Annotated in this window: 20 protein-coding genes and 2 tRNA genes; 7 read left to right on the top strand and 15 right to left on the bottom strand. The window is 59.3% G+C overall.

Annotated features, from left to right (window positions below; translation table 11 throughout):
• The first annotated feature begins 15 nt into the window (after nucleotides 1-15).
• The 5 genes from ACF6ZU_RS25360 (at nucleotide 16) to ACF6ZU_RS25380 (ending at nucleotide 3,018) form a co-directional block, all read left to right on the top strand.
• Nucleotides 16-1,362 (top strand): glutamine synthetase family protein, encoded by a 1,347-nt coding sequence (locus tag ACF6ZU_RS25360; RefSeq protein WP_392888087.1) that lies wholly within the window; start codon nucleotides 16-18, stop codon nucleotides 1,360-1,362.
• Between the two features lie 417 nt (nucleotides 1,363-1,779).
• Nucleotides 1,780-1,853 (top strand) — tRNA-Cys (locus tag ACF6ZU_RS25365).
• A gap of 193 nt (nucleotides 1,854-2,046) precedes the next feature.
• Nucleotides 2,047-2,133 (top strand) — tRNA-Leu (locus tag ACF6ZU_RS25370).
• 122 nt (nucleotides 2,134-2,255) lie between these two features.
• Entirely contained in the window at nucleotides 2,256-2,570 is a 315-nt protein-coding gene (locus ACF6ZU_RS25375; protein ID WP_392888089.1) for a hypothetical protein, read from the top strand.
• A gap of 43 nt (nucleotides 2,571-2,613) precedes the next feature.
• Nucleotides 2,614-3,018, top strand: a complete 405-nt coding sequence (locus ACF6ZU_RS25380; protein ID WP_392888091.1) for a hypothetical protein — start codon at nucleotides 2,614-2,616, stop codon at nucleotides 3,016-3,018.
• Nucleotides 3,019-3,263: 245 nt separating this feature from the next.
• Here ACF6ZU_RS25380 and ACF6ZU_RS25385 read toward each other — a convergent pair whose 3' ends face one another.
• Nucleotides 3,264-3,467 carry a hypothetical protein gene (locus ACF6ZU_RS25385; RefSeq protein ID WP_392888093.1) on the bottom strand — a complete coding sequence of 68 codons (204 nt, stop codon included), beginning with the start codon at nucleotides 3,465-3,467 and terminating at the stop codon, nucleotides 3,264-3,266.
• Between the two features lie 102 nt (nucleotides 3,468-3,569).
• Nucleotides 3,570-4,406, bottom strand: a complete 837-nt coding sequence (locus tag ACF6ZU_RS25390; protein WP_392893927.1) for an NAD(P)H-binding protein — start codon at nucleotides 4,404-4,406, stop codon at nucleotides 3,570-3,572.
• Nucleotides 4,407-4,560: 154 nt separating this feature from the next.
• Between ACF6ZU_RS25390 and ACF6ZU_RS25395 the strand changes: the two genes are divergently transcribed.
• Nucleotides 4,561-5,232: a TetR/AcrR family transcriptional regulator gene (locus ACF6ZU_RS25395; protein ID WP_392893928.1), complete on the top strand. Its 672-nt coding sequence runs from the start codon at nucleotides 4,561-4,563 to the stop codon at nucleotides 5,230-5,232.
• On the opposite strand, the gene ACF6ZU_RS25400 is transcribed toward ACF6ZU_RS25395, so the two are convergent.
• The 8 genes from ACF6ZU_RS25400 to ACF6ZU_RS25435 all read right to left on the bottom strand — a co-directional run bounded on the left by ACF6ZU_RS25400 (nucleotide 5,229) and on the right by ACF6ZU_RS25435 (nucleotide 11,311).
• Nucleotides 5,229-5,513: a hypothetical protein gene (locus tag ACF6ZU_RS25400; protein WP_392888095.1), complete on the bottom strand. Its 285-nt coding sequence runs from the start codon at nucleotides 5,511-5,513 to the stop codon at nucleotides 5,229-5,231. The genes ACF6ZU_RS25395 and ACF6ZU_RS25400 overlap by 4 nt on opposite strands.
• A 298-nt stretch (nucleotides 5,514-5,811) precedes the next feature.
• Nucleotides 5,812-6,042 (bottom strand): hypothetical protein, encoded by a 231-nt coding sequence (locus ACF6ZU_RS25405; protein ID WP_140671772.1) that lies wholly within the window; start codon nucleotides 6,040-6,042, stop codon nucleotides 5,812-5,814.
• Nucleotides 6,043-6,156: 114 nt separating this feature from the next.
• A complete protein-coding gene (locus ACF6ZU_RS25410) occupies nucleotides 6,157-6,378 on the bottom strand; it encodes a hypothetical protein (protein WP_392888097.1) in 222 nt (73 codons plus the stop codon).
• Between the two features lie 70 nt (nucleotides 6,379-6,448).
• Complete coding sequence (locus tag ACF6ZU_RS25415; RefSeq protein ID WP_392888099.1) at nucleotides 6,449-7,489, bottom strand: DNA topoisomerase IB; 1,041 nt, start codon at nucleotides 7,487-7,489, stop codon at nucleotides 6,449-6,451.
• Nucleotides 7,490-7,560: 71 nt separating this feature from the next.
• Complete coding sequence (gene modC, locus ACF6ZU_RS25420) at nucleotides 7,561-8,640, bottom strand: molybdenum ABC transporter ATP-binding protein (protein WP_392888101.1); 1,080 nt, start codon at nucleotides 8,638-8,640, stop codon at nucleotides 7,561-7,563.
• Nucleotides 8,641-8,643: 3 nt separating this feature from the next.
• The gene (modB, locus tag ACF6ZU_RS25425; protein WP_392888103.1) at nucleotides 8,644-9,324 is read right to left on the bottom strand and encodes a molybdate ABC transporter permease subunit; all 681 of its coding nucleotides are present in this window, start codon (nucleotides 9,322-9,324) and stop codon (nucleotides 8,644-8,646) included.
• Nucleotides 9,325-10,092, bottom strand: coding sequence for a molybdate ABC transporter substrate-binding protein (gene modA / locus ACF6ZU_RS25430; protein ID WP_392888105.1), 768 nt, complete (start codon nucleotides 10,090-10,092; stop codon nucleotides 9,325-9,327). It lies immediately after the preceding gene.
• 154 nt (nucleotides 10,093-10,246) lie between these two features.
• Nucleotides 10,247-11,311, bottom strand: a complete 1,065-nt coding sequence (locus tag ACF6ZU_RS25435; RefSeq protein WP_392888107.1) for an NAD(P)H-dependent flavin oxidoreductase — start codon at nucleotides 11,309-11,311, stop codon at nucleotides 10,247-10,249.
• 194 nt (nucleotides 11,312-11,505) lie between these two features.
• On the opposite strand from ACF6ZU_RS25435, the gene ACF6ZU_RS25440 reads away from it, so the two are divergent.
• A complete protein-coding gene (locus tag ACF6ZU_RS25440; RefSeq protein WP_392888109.1) occupies nucleotides 11,506-12,489 on the top strand; it encodes an MDR family oxidoreductase in 984 nt (327 codons plus the stop codon).
• On the opposite strand, the gene ada is transcribed toward ACF6ZU_RS25440, so the two are convergent.
• The 5 genes from ada to ACF6ZU_RS25465 all read right to left on the bottom strand — a co-directional run bounded on the left by ada (nucleotide 12,490) and on the right by ACF6ZU_RS25465 (nucleotide 15,645).
• Nucleotides 12,490-13,554, bottom strand: coding sequence for a bifunctional DNA-binding transcriptional regulator/O6-methylguanine-DNA methyltransferase Ada (ada, locus tag ACF6ZU_RS25445; RefSeq protein WP_392888111.1), 1,065 nt, complete (start codon nucleotides 13,552-13,554; stop codon nucleotides 12,490-12,492). It lies immediately after the preceding gene.
• Nucleotides 13,555-13,640: 86 nt separating this feature from the next.
• Nucleotides 13,641-14,321 (bottom strand): DNA oxidative demethylase AlkB, encoded by a 681-nt coding sequence (gene alkB, locus ACF6ZU_RS25450; RefSeq protein WP_392888113.1) that lies wholly within the window; start codon nucleotides 14,319-14,321, stop codon nucleotides 13,641-13,643.
• Nucleotides 14,311-15,018 (bottom strand): 2OG-Fe(II) oxygenase, encoded by a 708-nt coding sequence (locus ACF6ZU_RS25455; protein WP_392888115.1) that lies wholly within the window; start codon nucleotides 15,016-15,018, stop codon nucleotides 14,311-14,313. The genes alkB and ACF6ZU_RS25455 overlap by 11 nt, the downstream gene beginning before the upstream one ends.
• Before the next feature lie 126 nt (nucleotides 15,019-15,144).
• Complete coding sequence (locus ACF6ZU_RS25460; RefSeq protein WP_392888118.1) at nucleotides 15,145-15,321, bottom strand: hypothetical protein; 177 nt, start codon at nucleotides 15,319-15,321, stop codon at nucleotides 15,145-15,147.
• 21 nt (nucleotides 15,322-15,342) lie between these two features.
• Nucleotides 15,343-15,645: a DUF1883 domain-containing protein gene (locus tag ACF6ZU_RS25465; RefSeq protein WP_392888119.1), complete on the bottom strand. Its 303-nt coding sequence runs from the start codon at nucleotides 15,643-15,645 to the stop codon at nucleotides 15,343-15,345.
• Nucleotides 15,646-15,660: the final 15 nt, after the last annotated feature.

Here is a 15,660-nt window from a genome sequence, read left to right on the forward strand (position 1 = left end):
ACAAGGAACAACATGATGGATGCTGTCTGCTCTGATCTGGTTGCTGAAGTCCGCGCGTTTCGCCAGCGCTTCCCGGATGTGCGTTACGTCGACCTGATTTCCCTGGATATTCCGGGGCATTTCTACGGCAAGCGCTATCCGATCGAGATGCTGGAAAAAGTCGCTGCGGGCAGCGCGCTCAAGTTGCCGCAGAACTGTGTATTGCTCGGCACTCAAGGCGGACTGTTCAAAATCGGCGACTACTGCTTCAACGACGGCGACCCGGATGCGCCGCGCCGCCTGGTGCCGGGCACGCTGAAAATCGTCAATTGGGAAAAACAGCCCTTGGGCCAGATGCTCATCACCTCCGACGGCACTGAAAAGCCGATTGTCTTCGAGCCTCGCGAAGTGCTGGTGCAGGTGCTGAAACGACTCGCCGGCAAAGGGATTTTTCCGGTGGTGGCCTTCGAGCTGGAGTTCTATCTGTTCGATCGCCAGTTGCGCGATGGCTTGCCGCAGTTCGCGCGGGATTCGCTGACCGACGATGCGGATGATCAGCCGAACATGCACATCGAGCGGCTGTCACGCTTCTCGCCGGTACTGGATGACATGGTCGAGACCGCGCGGGCGCAAGGCATCGACACCACGGTGATTACCGCCGAGCTGGGTCCTGGCCAGTTCGAGATCAACTTCGGCCACCTCGATGACGGCCTGCGAGCCGCCGACTGGGCCGCCCTGTTTTGCCGCAGCACCCGTGGCGTCGCCATGAAGCACAACTACCGCGCCAGTTTCATGGCCAAGCCTTACCTGCAACATCCTGGCAGCGGCATGCATGTGCACGTCAGCCTGTATGACGAGGCGGGCAACAACCTGCTGGCCGCCAACGGGCAGCAGCCGCTGCGTCATGCGGTGGCGGGTTGCCTTGAGTTGTTGCCGCACTGCATGCCGATCTTTGCGCCAAACCACAACGCCATGCGGCGCCTGAGCGGCACCGTGAACGTCGCGACGCGCGCCAGTTGGGGTTTCGAAGATCGCGACGCCTGCCTGCGAGTGCCGGAGTCGGACGCGAAAAACCTGCGGATCGAACATCGCCTGGCCGGCGCCGACGCCAACCCGTATCTGGTGTTGGCGGCCATTCTGGTAGGGCTGGAACAAGGGCTGGAAGCGGGGCGCGAACCGATTGCGCCGCTCAACGAAGATCGCAACAGCGGCATCGACTTTCCATTGGAAATGCTCGAGGCCGTGCGCTCGATGCAAAGCCACGAGCAACTACGCGAAGGATTGGGCGACGAGTTCGTGAATGTCTATTGCGAAAACAAGCGTCAGGACCATCTTGCGTTTCTGAACGATATCAATGCGCGTGAGTACCGCTGGTATCTGTAGCTGACCGTCTATCGCTGTCAGTCCTTAAAAAATGTGTGGATATTTAAAGGCTTAGAAAATTTATTAACCGGATGGTGAATCAAAATATCTTGTTACACGGAGAAATATTCCGTAATATCCGCGCCGCGTTCACCACCACGGTTTATGCATTTTTAAGTCCCGGGCGTCCATCAGCTGCCCGGGATTTTTTTTTGCCGGGTGTTGGGGGCAACAGGGGAGCGCCTGTAAACGGTCAAAGCGGCGAGCAGAATTTTTTTTGAAATCAAGGGGTTGTCAGCCTCGGGAAATCAGTACATAATTCACGCCATCGAAAGCACTGACCGCCGAAAAAGCTCAATGTTTTCAAGGAGTTAGATCTAGTATCTATTCCAAGTTTGTACGCGTCGGGTGTTGTGCTACATGACATCAGATGTTTGAGGCCGAGTAGCAAAATGGTTATGCAGTGGATTGCAAATCCACCTACGCCGGTTCGATTCCGACCTCGGCCTCCACTTTAAAACAGCTCCGTAGATCGATGATTTACGGAGCTTTTTTATTTGCGCTGCCCTGCAAGATTTAGTCTTGAAATGGGCATTCGCAAACTTGCTTCACCGGGATGGGATGTATATATTTCGTCCTCTGCTGCACAGCCGTCAAAACTGACAGATCCACATTTGTCACGCTCAGACGACTTACCGCGCTACCGCCCGAATGGCGAAACTGGTAGACGCATGGGACTTAAAATCCCCCGCTCGTAAGGGCGTGCCGGTTCGATTCCGGCTTCGGGCACCATCTTAAATCAAGGGTTTGCGGGCGAAAGCTGATGCAAACCCTTGTTTGTTTCCGGATCGCAATTATTGAGTTGGGTCGCAATTCAGCCTTGTCTGTACCAGCTTTAGCGCAAAGATCCGCATTTGAAACGCGGCTATATCGGCTTTCAATTTCATATTGGAGAGAGTTATCGTGCCGCCAACAATAGGCGGAGGTGCGATATGGTCGTACGCGGAGTTGAATACCGGTTCTATCGTGCCTCAAGCGTTGTTGAAGGTCGCGATGGCCTGGCGCTGGAATGCTGGCGAGGTGACAAGGGGCCGGTGTTTGAGATATTTCGGAACGATGAAACGTTGCGTTTCGAGGTGACTCTGTTCGAGCAGGATGTTCCGCTTGAATTGCTTGAGTATGTAATTGTGGATGCCCGCGAGCAGCTCGGCGATTTTGATCCGCTATAGCGGCTGACTTTGACGGGGGAAGGAAGTTACTGCGGTTTTTAACATGGAATTGTCTGTCGGGATGGAAAACAGCTACATGGATTTTTTAGTACGGCACCGGTATTGGATATTGGTATTGATGGTTGCTGCCTCACTCGTGAATGCGTTTTCTCGCTTCTCCGGGGATTGGAGCAACTTCTGGCAGGCGCTGCTGCTGCAAGCTTGGTTTGGCCAAGCTGTGTTCAATTACCTTCGTGGTGGCTGGGTTGCAATTGGGCCTGGCGGTCTACCCAAAGACGCCAGTCCGACATCGAGAGCAGTATTGGCTGGCGTTGCTTTTGCCATTTACCTGATCGGCTTCTGCTTCGATGGCTATCCGAAAAATGAGTCGATTCATGACAGGCGCCCCTCAGACTGGACCATGCCTACTCGAGAAGAAATCGGGCGATCTCCTGATAAAATCAGATAGTCCGGCGACATCAGCTGAGTCGAACATTCCTAATGTTGATTGCGCCGATCCCTGTTTCGGATGAGTTCGGCGCAAAAGCTGATGGGGTTATCAGGGAATAGCTGATATACGAGAAAGCCTCACTCGAATAGAGTTCGGACGTTCGCCCTGCCAGCTGTTTCAGAGAAATGCTGAGTGGCCGCAACTGGTCAGGGTGGGCTTACTTCTTTAGCTGCGGCCTTTTGGGGGCGTTCATTTCTACCCCACTATTCCCGACGATCACTGTCCCCCGCATTACGCCGCTCAACCCCTGAAGGACTGCCGACGTCCACCAGCCGTCTCTCCAGCAGAATGTTCTGCAACGCCTCACGGGCAGCAGGTTCCAGTTGATGCTCTCGCTCTTTCAGCTCCAGCAAGATGGGGCTGGACCAGGCGCGGTAGGTTTGTTCCGCCAGACGAATCGGTGTCATTTATTCCTCCTTGATCAAGTGCTCACACAACAGCGGGCGCTCTTTCGATGCGATAGAAACCCTAGTTGAAGAAGAGAGTGGTCGCCAAAAAATCCGACGGCGTCACTGTTCAACATCCCAGGCACCCGATGCCGCAGTACGTCGAACATAATCGGTAAAGTCCCGCGCCGGGCGCCCCAGCGCACGCTGCACGCCATCAGCCACCGGGGTATTGCGGCCATCGAGTACGGTGGTGAAGAGATAAAGCACCAGGTCGATCAACTCGGCAGGCAGCTGCGCCTGTTCCAGCGCCTGGCGATAGGCGTCCGGCGGCACTGCGACGAAATCAATCGGCCGTTTTGTCTCGCGGGCAATCTCGGCGACGGCCTCGGCGAAGGTCAATGCGCGCGGCCCGGTCAATTCATACAGTTGGTTTGCGTGCCCGGGCTGGGTCAGCGCGGCGACCGTGATTTCGGCGATGTCTTCCACGTCGACGAAGGGCTCGGCGATGTTGCCGACGGGGAGGGCAAGTTGTCCTTCCAGGATCGGCTCGAGAAAGTGCGCTTCGCTGAAGTTCTGGCAAAACCAGCTGGCCCGCAAGATGGTCCAGTCGACGCCGCTGTTCTGGACGACGCGCTCGGCGTGTTCCGCTTCAACTTCACCTCGCCCCGACAACAACACCACTTTACGGATGCCGCTTCTGACCGCCAGATCGGTGAAGGCTTGCACCGTTTCGACTGCACCGGGCACCGCGAGGTCTGGCTGAAACGAAATGTAGACGGCATGAACGCCATCGAGCGCGGCGGCCCAGGTGGATTGATCTTCCCAATCGAACGCCGGGGTGGCCCCGCGAGAACCCAGACGTACGGGCACCCCGGCCGCTTGCAATCGTTGAGCGATTCGCCGTCCGGTTTTGCCCGTTGCGCCGAGAATCAGGATGGTTTCTTGGCTGGTTTTCATCGCGTTCATCTCCATCGGTTTAATGTGAGTGATGCTCATGTTTAAAAGATGATAGATCCTCACGTTTTGCCGTCAACCGAAGGAAGCGATGAAACCGACGTACGGGCAGTGCTAAGGTGAGCCTATGTCATGTTATTGAGTGGAGACCGCGCCCATGCCCAGGAAAACTCCCGAAGTCGTCGTTGAGCCAGTCCGGCGCAATCCTACGCAGCAAAGAAGCCGCGAGCGTCAGGAGCGAATTCTGGCGGTGGCGACGCAGTTGATTGCGAGCAAGGGCAGCGACCAACTCAAGATGAGTGAAATCGCCGAACGCTGCGAGATTTCGATCGGGTCGCTTTATCAGTATTTCCCTGACAAGAGCTCGGTCATCCAGACCTTGGCCGAGCGTTACAACGCCGAAAGCCGGCACTGTATCGAGGAGGCGCTGGCGGCGGTTGAAGACGCGCCAGGTTTGAACGCAGCCTTTTCCGCGCTGCTCGATGAGTATTACGAGATTGTTCTGGCGTCACCGGCGATGCGCGATATCTGGTCTGGCATGCAGGCCGACAAACAGCTCATGGCGCTGGAACTTCAGGAAAGCCGGATTGCCGGCGGGCTGTTGGCCGATGTGATGATGAGGGTGTATCCGGGTCGTGCTGCCGGGGAGGTTCAGGCTTCGGCTTTTTTGATCTGGCACCTGGGTGAAGCGACCATGCGCCTGGCCATCTCTTGCGCACCGGAAGAAGGGCGCAGCCTGGTCGAGGCATTCAAGCGGATGTCCTTGCGTGAAATCATGGGGCTGGCGGCTGAGAAAAAGGGCTTCGCAACCGCCGATCCCGTCAGTTAAACAAAGGGTTGGCCGGTAAAGCCACGTGGCAATCGTTGCAACCCGGCCATTGCGGTCAGTCGCTCGACCCATGCGGCGCGCCAGTCATTGGCGGTGTGCGTGGCTTTGGCTTTGCGTGCGGCGCGTCGGGCAGCGTTACGCTGATCCTTGCGTGCATCCTTGAATGCATCGGTGTTACGGCAGCTTCTGCATTTCACCCGGGCCAGTTCGGTGGTCGAGGTGAGCGTTTTGCCTTTGTGGCCGCAGGCCAGGTGCCCGCTAACTTTGAAGTGAGTAACCATCAGACGCCTCCTTCGTGACGTGTAATCGTTCGACCTCACGCAGGCGGTGACGTTCGGTGCCCGGCTGGCAGGCAAAAAGAGGCCCGCATGCGGGCGGGCCAAGGGATTCATAAAAAGGAGTGGGTCCACAGTACGGCCTGGGTTGTGAACAGCGCGTGAAATGGCCGGAAAAAAAATCCCGGCGTCAGGCCGGGTCGGTGTTGCGCAATGGATCATCAGGCAAGGACGCACCCGGTGACGAAAACGTCGCCGTTCATGCGTCCTGAATCAGACCGTGTTGCCGTGTCCGTTGTCCGGATCATCTGAACCGTGGCAGTGGCCGGTCGACCGGTTTGAGCGAGGACAGCGTGTTGCGGATCAGGGGCGTGTCCTTTTCGATGTCGTTCAGGCGATCACGAATTCTCAGGGCGGTCGGGTGTCCGCCTTGGTGATCGACCCAGTCGGCGATTTCCTTGCACGCCGCAGCCAGACGGGCCTGGCGGGAATCAAGCAGGGTCAGCAGGGTGGTGATGGACTCTTTTTCGGACATGGCGGACACCTCCGTTGAAGAAACCTGGCAAATGGCAACAAAAAGCCCGCATGGAGCGAGCTTTCTGCCGATGGGGTCGCTGGTCCTTCAGCCATTTCAGTATAGACCCGGACTTCAACCTTGTCGGGCCGTCACTTGTGATCGGGCATTGAGTTGATGACAGACGCTCCTGGCGTCTTCCTCACGATCAAAACCGTCGCCGATAAAACCGTGGGTGCGCGTGTCGGCGATGCGATACCAGACGGCGGCGTCCGGTGGTTGATGACCGCTTTCCCCGGCACGGCGGCCATGAATGATGATCTTGTTGCAGCGCTTCACAACGAAAATGTCTTCCATGGCTTCACCGGGCTAATTTCTGTCACAACAACTATAGAAGCCCTTGCTGATCATGCAAAAAATGGGCGGGTCAGTTCGTCGGTTGAGCGGCTTCGATCATCCGTTCCAGATACATCGCCAGCGCGACTTCCTCGGCCCTGAGGCCTTTGCGGGTTCTGGGGCGAGGCAGTTCGGCCAGGGCCCCCAGCAGAAAACCTTCGAGCACCGCCGGGTGGATGTAGCACTTGCGACAGACCGCCGGGGTATTGCCGAGCTGCCGCGCGACGTCCTTGACCATTTCCACCACATGGCGCTTGGCGTCCGATTCGGGCTCCCACTGCAATTTGCGCAACACCGCCAGCGCCAGTGCGCTGCCGGCCCAGGTGCGGTAATCCTTGGCGGTAAAGTCGGCGCCGGTGAGGGTTTGCAGGTAAGCGTTCACGTCGGAGGAGCTGACGGTGTGCCGCTCACCGTTTTCATCCAGGTACTGAAACAGGTTCTGCCCGGGAATCTCCTGGCAGCGTTTGATGATCCGCGCCAGGCGCCGGTCCTTCACGGTGATCTGGTGTTCGACGCCGCTCTTGCCACGGAACTGGAATTTGATCGCACTGCCGTTGATCTCGACGTGACGGTTGCGCAGGGTGGTCAGCCCATAGGAGCGGTTGTCCCGCGCATATTGAGTGTTGCCGACACGAATCAGGGTCGCGTCGAGCAAGGTAATTACCGTCGCCATGACCTTGTCGCGGCTGAACCCCGGCGCCGCCAGCAGGGCTTCAAGCTGTCTGCGCAGTTTCGGCAAAGCCATTCCGAAGTCGCGCAGGCGCGAGTATTTATCGGCATCGCGGACCTCCCGCCAGCGCGTGTGATAACGGTATTGTTTGCGCCCCCGGGCATCACGGCCGGTGGCTTGCAGATGGCCGCGCGGGTCGGCGCAGATCCAGACATCGATGTAGGCCGGGGGTACGGCGAGGGCGTTGATACGCTTGATTTCGTCCAGATCCGTGATGCGCTGACCCGTGGAGTCGAAGTAGCAGAACTTGCCGCGCAGTTTTTTGCGGGTGATGCCGGGCTGGGTGTCGTCGACATAGTGCAGGTCGGGCGGCAGCACATCGGGCAATGCGATATCGGACATGGCGGTAATCCTTGGCGATCAGGGGCCGTTACAGCCATTGACCGCGTGCCGTTGCAGACGTGCCGGCGGATTTACGCCAGCACCGCCACCGCCTTGATCTGCGCCCAGAGTTGCTGGCCGGGGTGCACGTTCAACTGATCCCGGGAGTAGCGGGTGATCCGCGCCAACAGTGGCGTGCCTGCTGCGTCCAGGCGGATCAGCACATGGGCGGCGTTGTCCGCGCCCATTTCACTGATCACGGTAACCGGCAGACGATTGAGGATGCTGCTTTGCTCGGCGCTGTGCAGGCTCAGGCTGACATCCCGCGCCTGAACCTTGCAGCGAAGGGCCTGGCCGGTTTCCATTGGCGTGTGCGTCACGCGAATATTCAGCGCGCTCGCCGGCAGTTGCAGGGTCAGAAGCTGATAGTCGGCGTCATAGGCGCTGACATTGCCCTCGATCACCACGCCGGCGTCATCGCCCAAGGCCAACGGCAAATCGAGACGCGCGAGTGTTTCGCCGATAGGGCCGCTGGCCAGCGCCTTGCCATTGCTGAGCAGGACGATGTGATCGGCCAGTCGCGCCACTTCATCCTGGGAATGACTGACGTACAGCACCGGAATGTCCAGCTCATCGTGCAGCCGTTGCAGGTACGGCAGGATTTCACCTTTACGTTGCGCATCCAGCGCGGCCAATGGTTCGTCCATCAGCAACAGCTTCGGGCTGGTGAGCAGGGCGCGGGCGATGCCGATGCGCTGGCGTTCGCCGCCGGAAAGGTTCTGCGGATGGCGATCGAGCAAATGGCCGATGCCCAGCAGTTCAGTCGCATGGGCCATGTCGACCCGGCGCTGTGGCTTGGGAATTCGCTTAAGCCCGAACTGCAGGTTCGCCAGCACCGACAGGTGCGGAAACAAACTGGCTTCCTGAAAAACATAACCGAGCGCGCGTTTGTGCGGTGCGACGAAAATGTTCCTGTCGCTGTCCTGCCAGACTTCATCATTGACCTGAATAAAGCCCTGTTCAGCCCGTTCCAGACCGGCGATGCAGCGCAGGCAGGTGGTCTTGCCCGAGCCGGAATGGCCATACAGAGCGGTGACGCCACGCCCCGGCAATTGCAGCTCGACGTCGAGGGCAAACCCCGAATAGCTCAATTTCAAACGCGCATGAATCATCGATCAGCTCCAGCCCGCTTTGGTTTTTCGGCTGGAGTAGAGCGCCAGCAACACGGCAAACGAGAACACCAGCATCGCCCCGGCCAGCCAGTGGGCCTGGGCGTACTCCATGGCTTCGACGTGATCGTAGATTTGCACCGAGACCACGCGGGTCTTGTCGGGAATGTTGCCGCCGATCATCAGCACCACGCCGAACTCACCGACGGTGTGGGCGAAGCCGAGAATCGCGGCGGTGATGAAACCCGGTCGGGCCAGTGGCAGGATCACGCTGAAAAAAGTGTCCCAGGGATTGGCGCGCAAGGTCGCGGCCACTTCCAGTGGGCGGATGCCAATTGCGGAAAAAGCGTTTTGCAGCGGCTGGACCACGAACGGCATCGAGTAAAGCACCGACCCGATCACCAACCCGGCAAAACTGAAGGTCAGGGTGCCGAGCCCCAATGACTGGGTGAAGTGGCCGATAAAGCCGTTGGGACCAAGCGCCAGCAACAGATAAAAACCAATCACCGTGGGCGGCAGCACCAGGGGCAGGGCGACGATCGCCCCGACCGGGCCGCGCAACCAGGACTGGGTGCGCGACAGCCATAACGCAATCGGAGTGCCGATGATCAGCAGGATGACGGTCGTCAGGGACGCCAGTTTCAGGGTCAGCCAGATCGCGGAAAAGTCGGCACTCGATAGCGTCATTTAGAGTTGGTAACCGTAGGATTTGATGACAGCGGCAGCTTTTGGCCCCTTGAGGTAGTCAACCAGCGCCTTGGCGGCCGGGTTGTCCTTGCCTTTGTTGAGGATCACCGCGTCTTGTTTGATCGGGTCATGCATCTCGGCGGGAACGATCCACGCCGAACCGCTGGTGACTTTGCCGTCTTTGTAGATCTGCGACAAGGCGACGAAGCCCAGTTCTGCGTTGCCGGTGGAAACGAATTGGTAAGCCTGAGTGATGTTCTGGCCTTCGACGATCTTTTCTTTGACCTTGTCGGTCAAGCCCAGCTTGGCCAGTACCTGGGTGGCGGCGAGGCCATAAGGTGCGGCTTTCGGGTTGGCGATCGACAGGTGCTGATACTGGTTGTCGCTCAGCACTTTGCCCTTGCCGTCGACGTAACCGTCCTTGGCCGACCACAGCGCCAGGGTGCCCACAGCGTAGGTGAAGCGCGAGCCTTTGACGGTGTCGCCTTCGGTTTCGAGTTTTTGCGGGGTGGCGTCGTCTGCCGAGAGGAACACTTCGAACGGCGCGCCATTCTTGATCTGCGTGTAGAACTGGCCGGTTGCACCAAAGGAGGTGACCAGTTTGTGTCCGGTGTCTTTCTCGAAATCAGCGGCGATGGCCTGGATCGGCGCGGTGAAGTTGGCCGCGACGGCGACCTGGACTTCGTCTGCCTGGGCAGCGCCGATGGCAAACACAGCGAGCAGGCTCGCCAGACAGGAGGGGGCAAAACGTGAGGCACGAATGGTCATGAAACGGCTCCGTGGAAGGCAGGTACAGCGAGGGGGTGAAAACGCTATATAGCGGAATATATAGCGAATTGCCTGCAAACGGAATGTGCGGGATGTGCGTTGTTGCGGTTGCCCCTCCTGCAGCAGCCGTTGCCGACTGCTACAGGGGTGTTTTTTAGCGACGAAGCAGTTTGGCCAACCCTTCTTCAGCCAGGCTTCGGGTCAACTCAGCCGTACTCATCTCAACCCCCAGCGTAAACGCCTGACCGGCCCAGAGGTTGCTGAAATCCGCTTCGCCTTTCGCTCGCAGCGGCATCAACGCGCCACCGGCCAACGGGAAAGCAGGGGCCTTGTCGCTCATCGGCCCCAGTTCTCGCATCACCCGATTCAAAATGCCCCGCGCCGGGCGGCCGGTGAACAGGTTAGTGACGGCCGTCTCGCTTTCCTTGGCGGTGCGCAATGCCTTGTGGTGGGAAGCGCTGACCTTGGCCTCCGGCGTGAACAGATACGCCGTACCGACCTGCACGGCCGATGCACCCAACAAAAAGGCCGCTGCGACGCCACGTGCATCGGCGATACCGCCGGCGGCAATCACCGGCACTTTCACCGCATCAACGATCTGTGGGATCAACGCGAAAATGCCCACCTGACTGCTCAGGTCGTCGCTGAGAAACATGCCGCGATGGCCGCCGGCTTCGTAGCCCATGGCAATGATCGCGTCACAGCCATGCTCCTCCAGCCAGATGGCTTCTTCGACGGTCGTGGCGGAAGACAGCACTTTGGCCCCGGTTGCCTTCACGCGGTCCAGCAGGGATTTTTCCGGCAGGCCAAAGTGAAAGCTCACCACTTCGGGACGAAGTTCTTCGACGACTTCGCAGGTTGCGTTGTCGAACGGCGCACGATTGGACACCGGTGTCGGCGCATCGAAATCCACGCCCAGTTCCCGGTAGTAAGGTTCCAGCAGGTTCTTCCAGTCCCGGGCGCGTTGCTCGTCGGGGGCTGGCGGTTGATGGCAGAAAAAATTGACGTTGATCGGGCGCTGGGTCTGTTGGCGAATCGTCTTCAAGTCCGCGCGCAATTGTTCGAGGGTCAACATGGCCGCGGGCATCGAGCCCAGGCCACCGGCGTTGCTCGCCTCTATGACCATGGCCGTGCCGGTGGCGCCGGCCATCGGGGCCTGGATGATCGGCAGTTCGATCCCAAGCAGATCAAGAATTCGGGTGTCTGGCCATTGGCTCATTTGCAAGGTGCTCCGACGTCAAAACAGGGCAGGGACGGTAGTGGGGAAGTTGTACCAGCAATGACGGGCGCAAGACCAATGGAGTTTTTGCATGGGGAAGTGTTGTGGTCGGTTGGCTTAAAGTCGGGTACGACAAAATGTTGCCGTGTGTTATTTCAACTGCACCACAATCAGTGAATCAGCAGGAGACAGTCATGTTCCAGGGCATTTTGATCGACAAAGACGACAGCGGTTACCGGGCGACACTGCAAGAGATCAATGACGATCAACTGCCCGAGGGCGATGTGACGGTGCGGGTGGCGTACAGCACGCTGAACTTCAAGGATGGCCTGGCGATTACCGGCAGCAGCCCGGTCGTACGAAAATTCCCGATGGTGCCGGGCATCGATCTCGCGGGTACCGTCGAAAGCAGCGGGCATGCGGACTACAAGGTCGGTGATCAGGTCGTACTCAACGGCTGGGGCGTCGGTGAAGGGCATTGGGGCGGGCTGGCACAGAAGGCCCGTCTGAACGGCGACTGGCTGATTCCATTGCCCCGGGAGTTCACCGCCGCCCAGGCCATGGCCATCGGCACTGCGGGTTACACGGCGATGCTGAGCATTCTGGCGCTGGAGCATAACGGCGTGACGCCGGAGCAGGGCGATGTCCTGGTCACGGGCGCCAACGGCGGTGTCGGCAGTTTCGCCATCGCGTTGTTGAACAAGCTTGGCTATCGGGTCGTTGCGTCCACAGGCCGCACCTCCGAGCACGATTACCTCAAGCAATTGGGCGCCAGTGAAATTATCGACCGCGCCACGCTGTCCGAGCCGGGTAAACCACTGGCCAAGGAGCGTTGGGCGGCCGTGATCGACTCGGTCGGCAGCCACACCCTGGCCAACGCCTGCGCCAGCACCAAGGCCAATGGCACCGTCGCCGCCTGTGGCCTGGCGCAAGGCATGGACTTTCCGGCTTCTGTCGCGCCGTTCATCTTGCGCGGCGTGACCCTGGCCGGGATCAACAGCGTGACCCAGCCCAAGGCCAAGCGAGTGCTGGCGTGGAATCGCCTGGCCAAGGATCTGGACTTTGCCTTGCTGCCGCTGATCAGCCACGAAATCGGTTTGAGTGAAGCCATCGAGGCGGCGCCACGACTGCTCGCCGGTCAGTTGCGCGGCCGGGTGGTGGTCGACGTCAATCGCTGATTACGTCGCCTCACGCTCCAGCAACTGGCGTTTACGCTCCACACCCCAGCGATAACCCGAGAGGTTGCCGTCGCTGCGCACCACGCGGTGGCATGGAATCGCCACCGCCAGGCTGTTCGCGCCGCAAGCCTGGGCCACGGCGCGCACCGCTTTCGGTGCGCCGATGTGTCGGGCGATATCGGCGTAGCTGGCGGTGCTCCCGACAGGAATCTCCCGCAGGGCTTGCCAGACGCGCTCCTGAAACGCTGTACCGCGAACATCCAGCGGTAAATCCAGGCCCAGGGCCGGGGCTTCGATAAAACCGACGACCTTGGCGATCAATTGCTCGAATTCATGATCGGCGCCAATCAGGTTGGCGCGGCGGAATTTATCCTGCAGGTCGCACACCAATTGGTGCGGATCATCACCCAGCAAAATCGCGCAAACCCCGCGTGCACTTTGCGCCACCAGAATCGCCCCCAGCGAACACTGGCCGACGGCAAACCGAATGTCGTTGTTCTGCCCCTCGGCGCGGTAGTCACCGGGCTTCATGCCCAGCAGTTGATCTGCCGCTTCATAAAAACGGCTATTGGAGTTGAAACCGGCGTCATACAGGGCGTCCGTGACCGAGCTTCCGTCGGTCAGGTGTTGGCGAACCTTGCGTGAGCGATGGGCCGTGGCGTAACCCTTGGGTGTCAGCCCGGTGACGGTTTTAAACACCCGGTGGAAGTGAAAGCTGCTGAGGCCCGCGGTCTCGGCCAACTCGCTCAGAGCCGGCAGTTGCTCGGCGGTCTCGATCTGCCGGCAAGCAGCGGCCACCGCGGCGGCGTGTTGCGCGGCGACCTCGGTCTGGTCTTTCGCTGCGCGTTTGCTCGGGCGGTAACCTGCTGCCTGGGCTTGCTCGGCCGTGTCGAAGAACTCGACATTCTGCGGTTTCGGCAAGCGCGCCAGGCTGCTGGGGCGGCAATAGATGCCGGTGGTTTTCACCGCATACACGAACTGCCCATCGGCGCGGGGATCACGGGCGACGACGGCGGCCCAGCGGGGATCGTTCTCAATGGCGATTGTTGTTGATTGGCGTGTCATGGCTGCATGTCCTTTGACCTGTTTGATTCAGATTAACCAGCCGGTGGAGTCGTCGCACTCCGGGGCTTGCGGTCAAATTCGAAGACTCATTCAGCGGTACGAAAAGTGAAGTTGATCCGTTGCTCGCCCATTCGCGGGTGATGGCCCTCCTTGATCGGCAAGACCCCGTGATACCGCAGGCGATCAACGCCGCCCCAGACCACGATATCGCCATGCAGCAATGGCACTCGCTGGCTTTTATCGCTGCGCTCGAAACCGCCGAACAGAAAAAGGGCGGGCAAACCCAGCGACACCGAAACAATCGGTGCTGCGTAGGATTTTTCGTCCTTGTCCTGATGCAATGACATCTTTGCACCGGGGATATAGCGGTTAATCAGGCAGGAATCGGGCAAGAAATCAGCAAAACCGGCTTCTCGCGCCGCCGCCTGGGCGAGGGCGAGAAACACGTCTGGCATCGCGGGCCAAGGGGCGTCGGTCCGTGGATCGTTGCGGGTATAACGATAGCCGCTGCGGTCGGTGGTCCAGCCCCAGGTGCCGCAGCTGCTCATTGCTGCCGACATGGTGAAACCGCCGGGCGTGACCATCTGCCGAAACGGCGCAGCCGCCAGAACCGCCTCCAGCGCAGGCAGCAACTGATCCAGCCAGGGCAGGGCAAAGCCTCGCAAGACGTAGGACTGTTCGCCGATCTGTTCGCGCCGTGGCTGCTGCTCGGGTTCTGCGTCGGCAAACAAGTCGAAAGTGGTCGGGTTCATGGCGTCATAACGCATCGTGAAAGATGATCCCAAGGGTATGACGTTTTCCGCTGTGCAGGCGACTGACACCGTGCCGGAGCGTGACCCGATAATAGCCACGAACGCCTTTGACCGGTCGTTGATTGACGGCAAAGATCACCGCGTCGCCCTTTTTCAGCCCGATGACCTGAGGGCGTGACTGCATCCGTGGGCGTTGTTCGGTCAGGACAAACTCACCGCCAGTGAAATCATGCTCCGGTGCTGACAGAAGAATCGCCACCTGCAGCGGGAAAACGTGTTCGCCGTACAGGTCCTGATGCAGGCAGTTGTAGTCCTGCGGCCCGTATTGCAGCAACAGCGGTGTAGGTCGCTGCTGACCGGCGGCATGACAGCGTTCGAGAAACGCCTGGTGTTCTTCAGGGAAACGAATGGGCAGGTCTATCTGCTCGTACCAGCGATTGGCGATCGGCACCAACCGTGGATAGAGCGCACTGCGCAGTCGGGCGACGAGATCCGGCAAGGGATAGCTGAAGTATTTGTACTCGCCGCGGCCGAAACCGTGGCGGGCCATCACGACCCGGGAGCGGAAGGGCTCGGGTTTCGGGTAAAGCGCGCTGACATCGTCACATTCCGCTGCACTCAGCAGTGACCGGATAATGGCGCAACCATCCTGATCGAGCTGAAGCTGAAGACTGTCCCAGTCGAGTGCATCGAGCGTACGCTCGTTAAACATGTCCTGACTCCTTGGCTGGTGGGCAAAGTCGTCAGTCTGGGCAGCATGCGCGGTGTTGGCACTCCGGCGCTTGCGGTCGAATTTCAGCGGAGGGAGCAGACATCCCGGTTGTCGCTCCGAATCGTCCTACAGCGCTTTGCTGACGGTAATGTCGCTGATGACGTCTTCGCCCTGGCCATGAATGGCGTCCAGCGCGACTTTGGCTTCCGCTTCGGTGCCGTTTTCCAGCTGGGCGAATTCGAAGCGGCGTTCGCCGTTGAGTTTGTATTTGATGACGTACTTGGTCGTTTGGGCCACGGTCATGTCTACCTGTATTCGGGCGGCTCAGCTCAGTTTCGAGGTGGAGCGGCGGATGATCTTGATCGAGTGAGTCAGGGTCGGCTTGCGGGTCACGCTGATCGGCCGACGGTTGACGGTGTCGATGGTGATGTTCCAGAAACCGGTGCTCGGTGCAGTAATACGGGCCGGGAAGGTGTCGAAAGCACCACCATGGTAAGTGTGACGGCCGCCGTTCTTGAAGCTGCGGAAGTTGGCGTCGTTCATCAAGCGGATGTTGCACGTTTGGGAGCACTGGATGACGACGATATCGTCTTCATTGAGGTGCTCGCGCTGGTGGATAAATTTCATGAGGCGCCTCCAAAA

Source organism: Pseudomonas migulae (genome assembly GCF_043225285.1).
GTDB classification, from domain to species: Bacteria; Pseudomonadota; Gammaproteobacteria; order Pseudomonadales; family Pseudomonadaceae; genus Aquipseudomonas; species Aquipseudomonas migulae_C.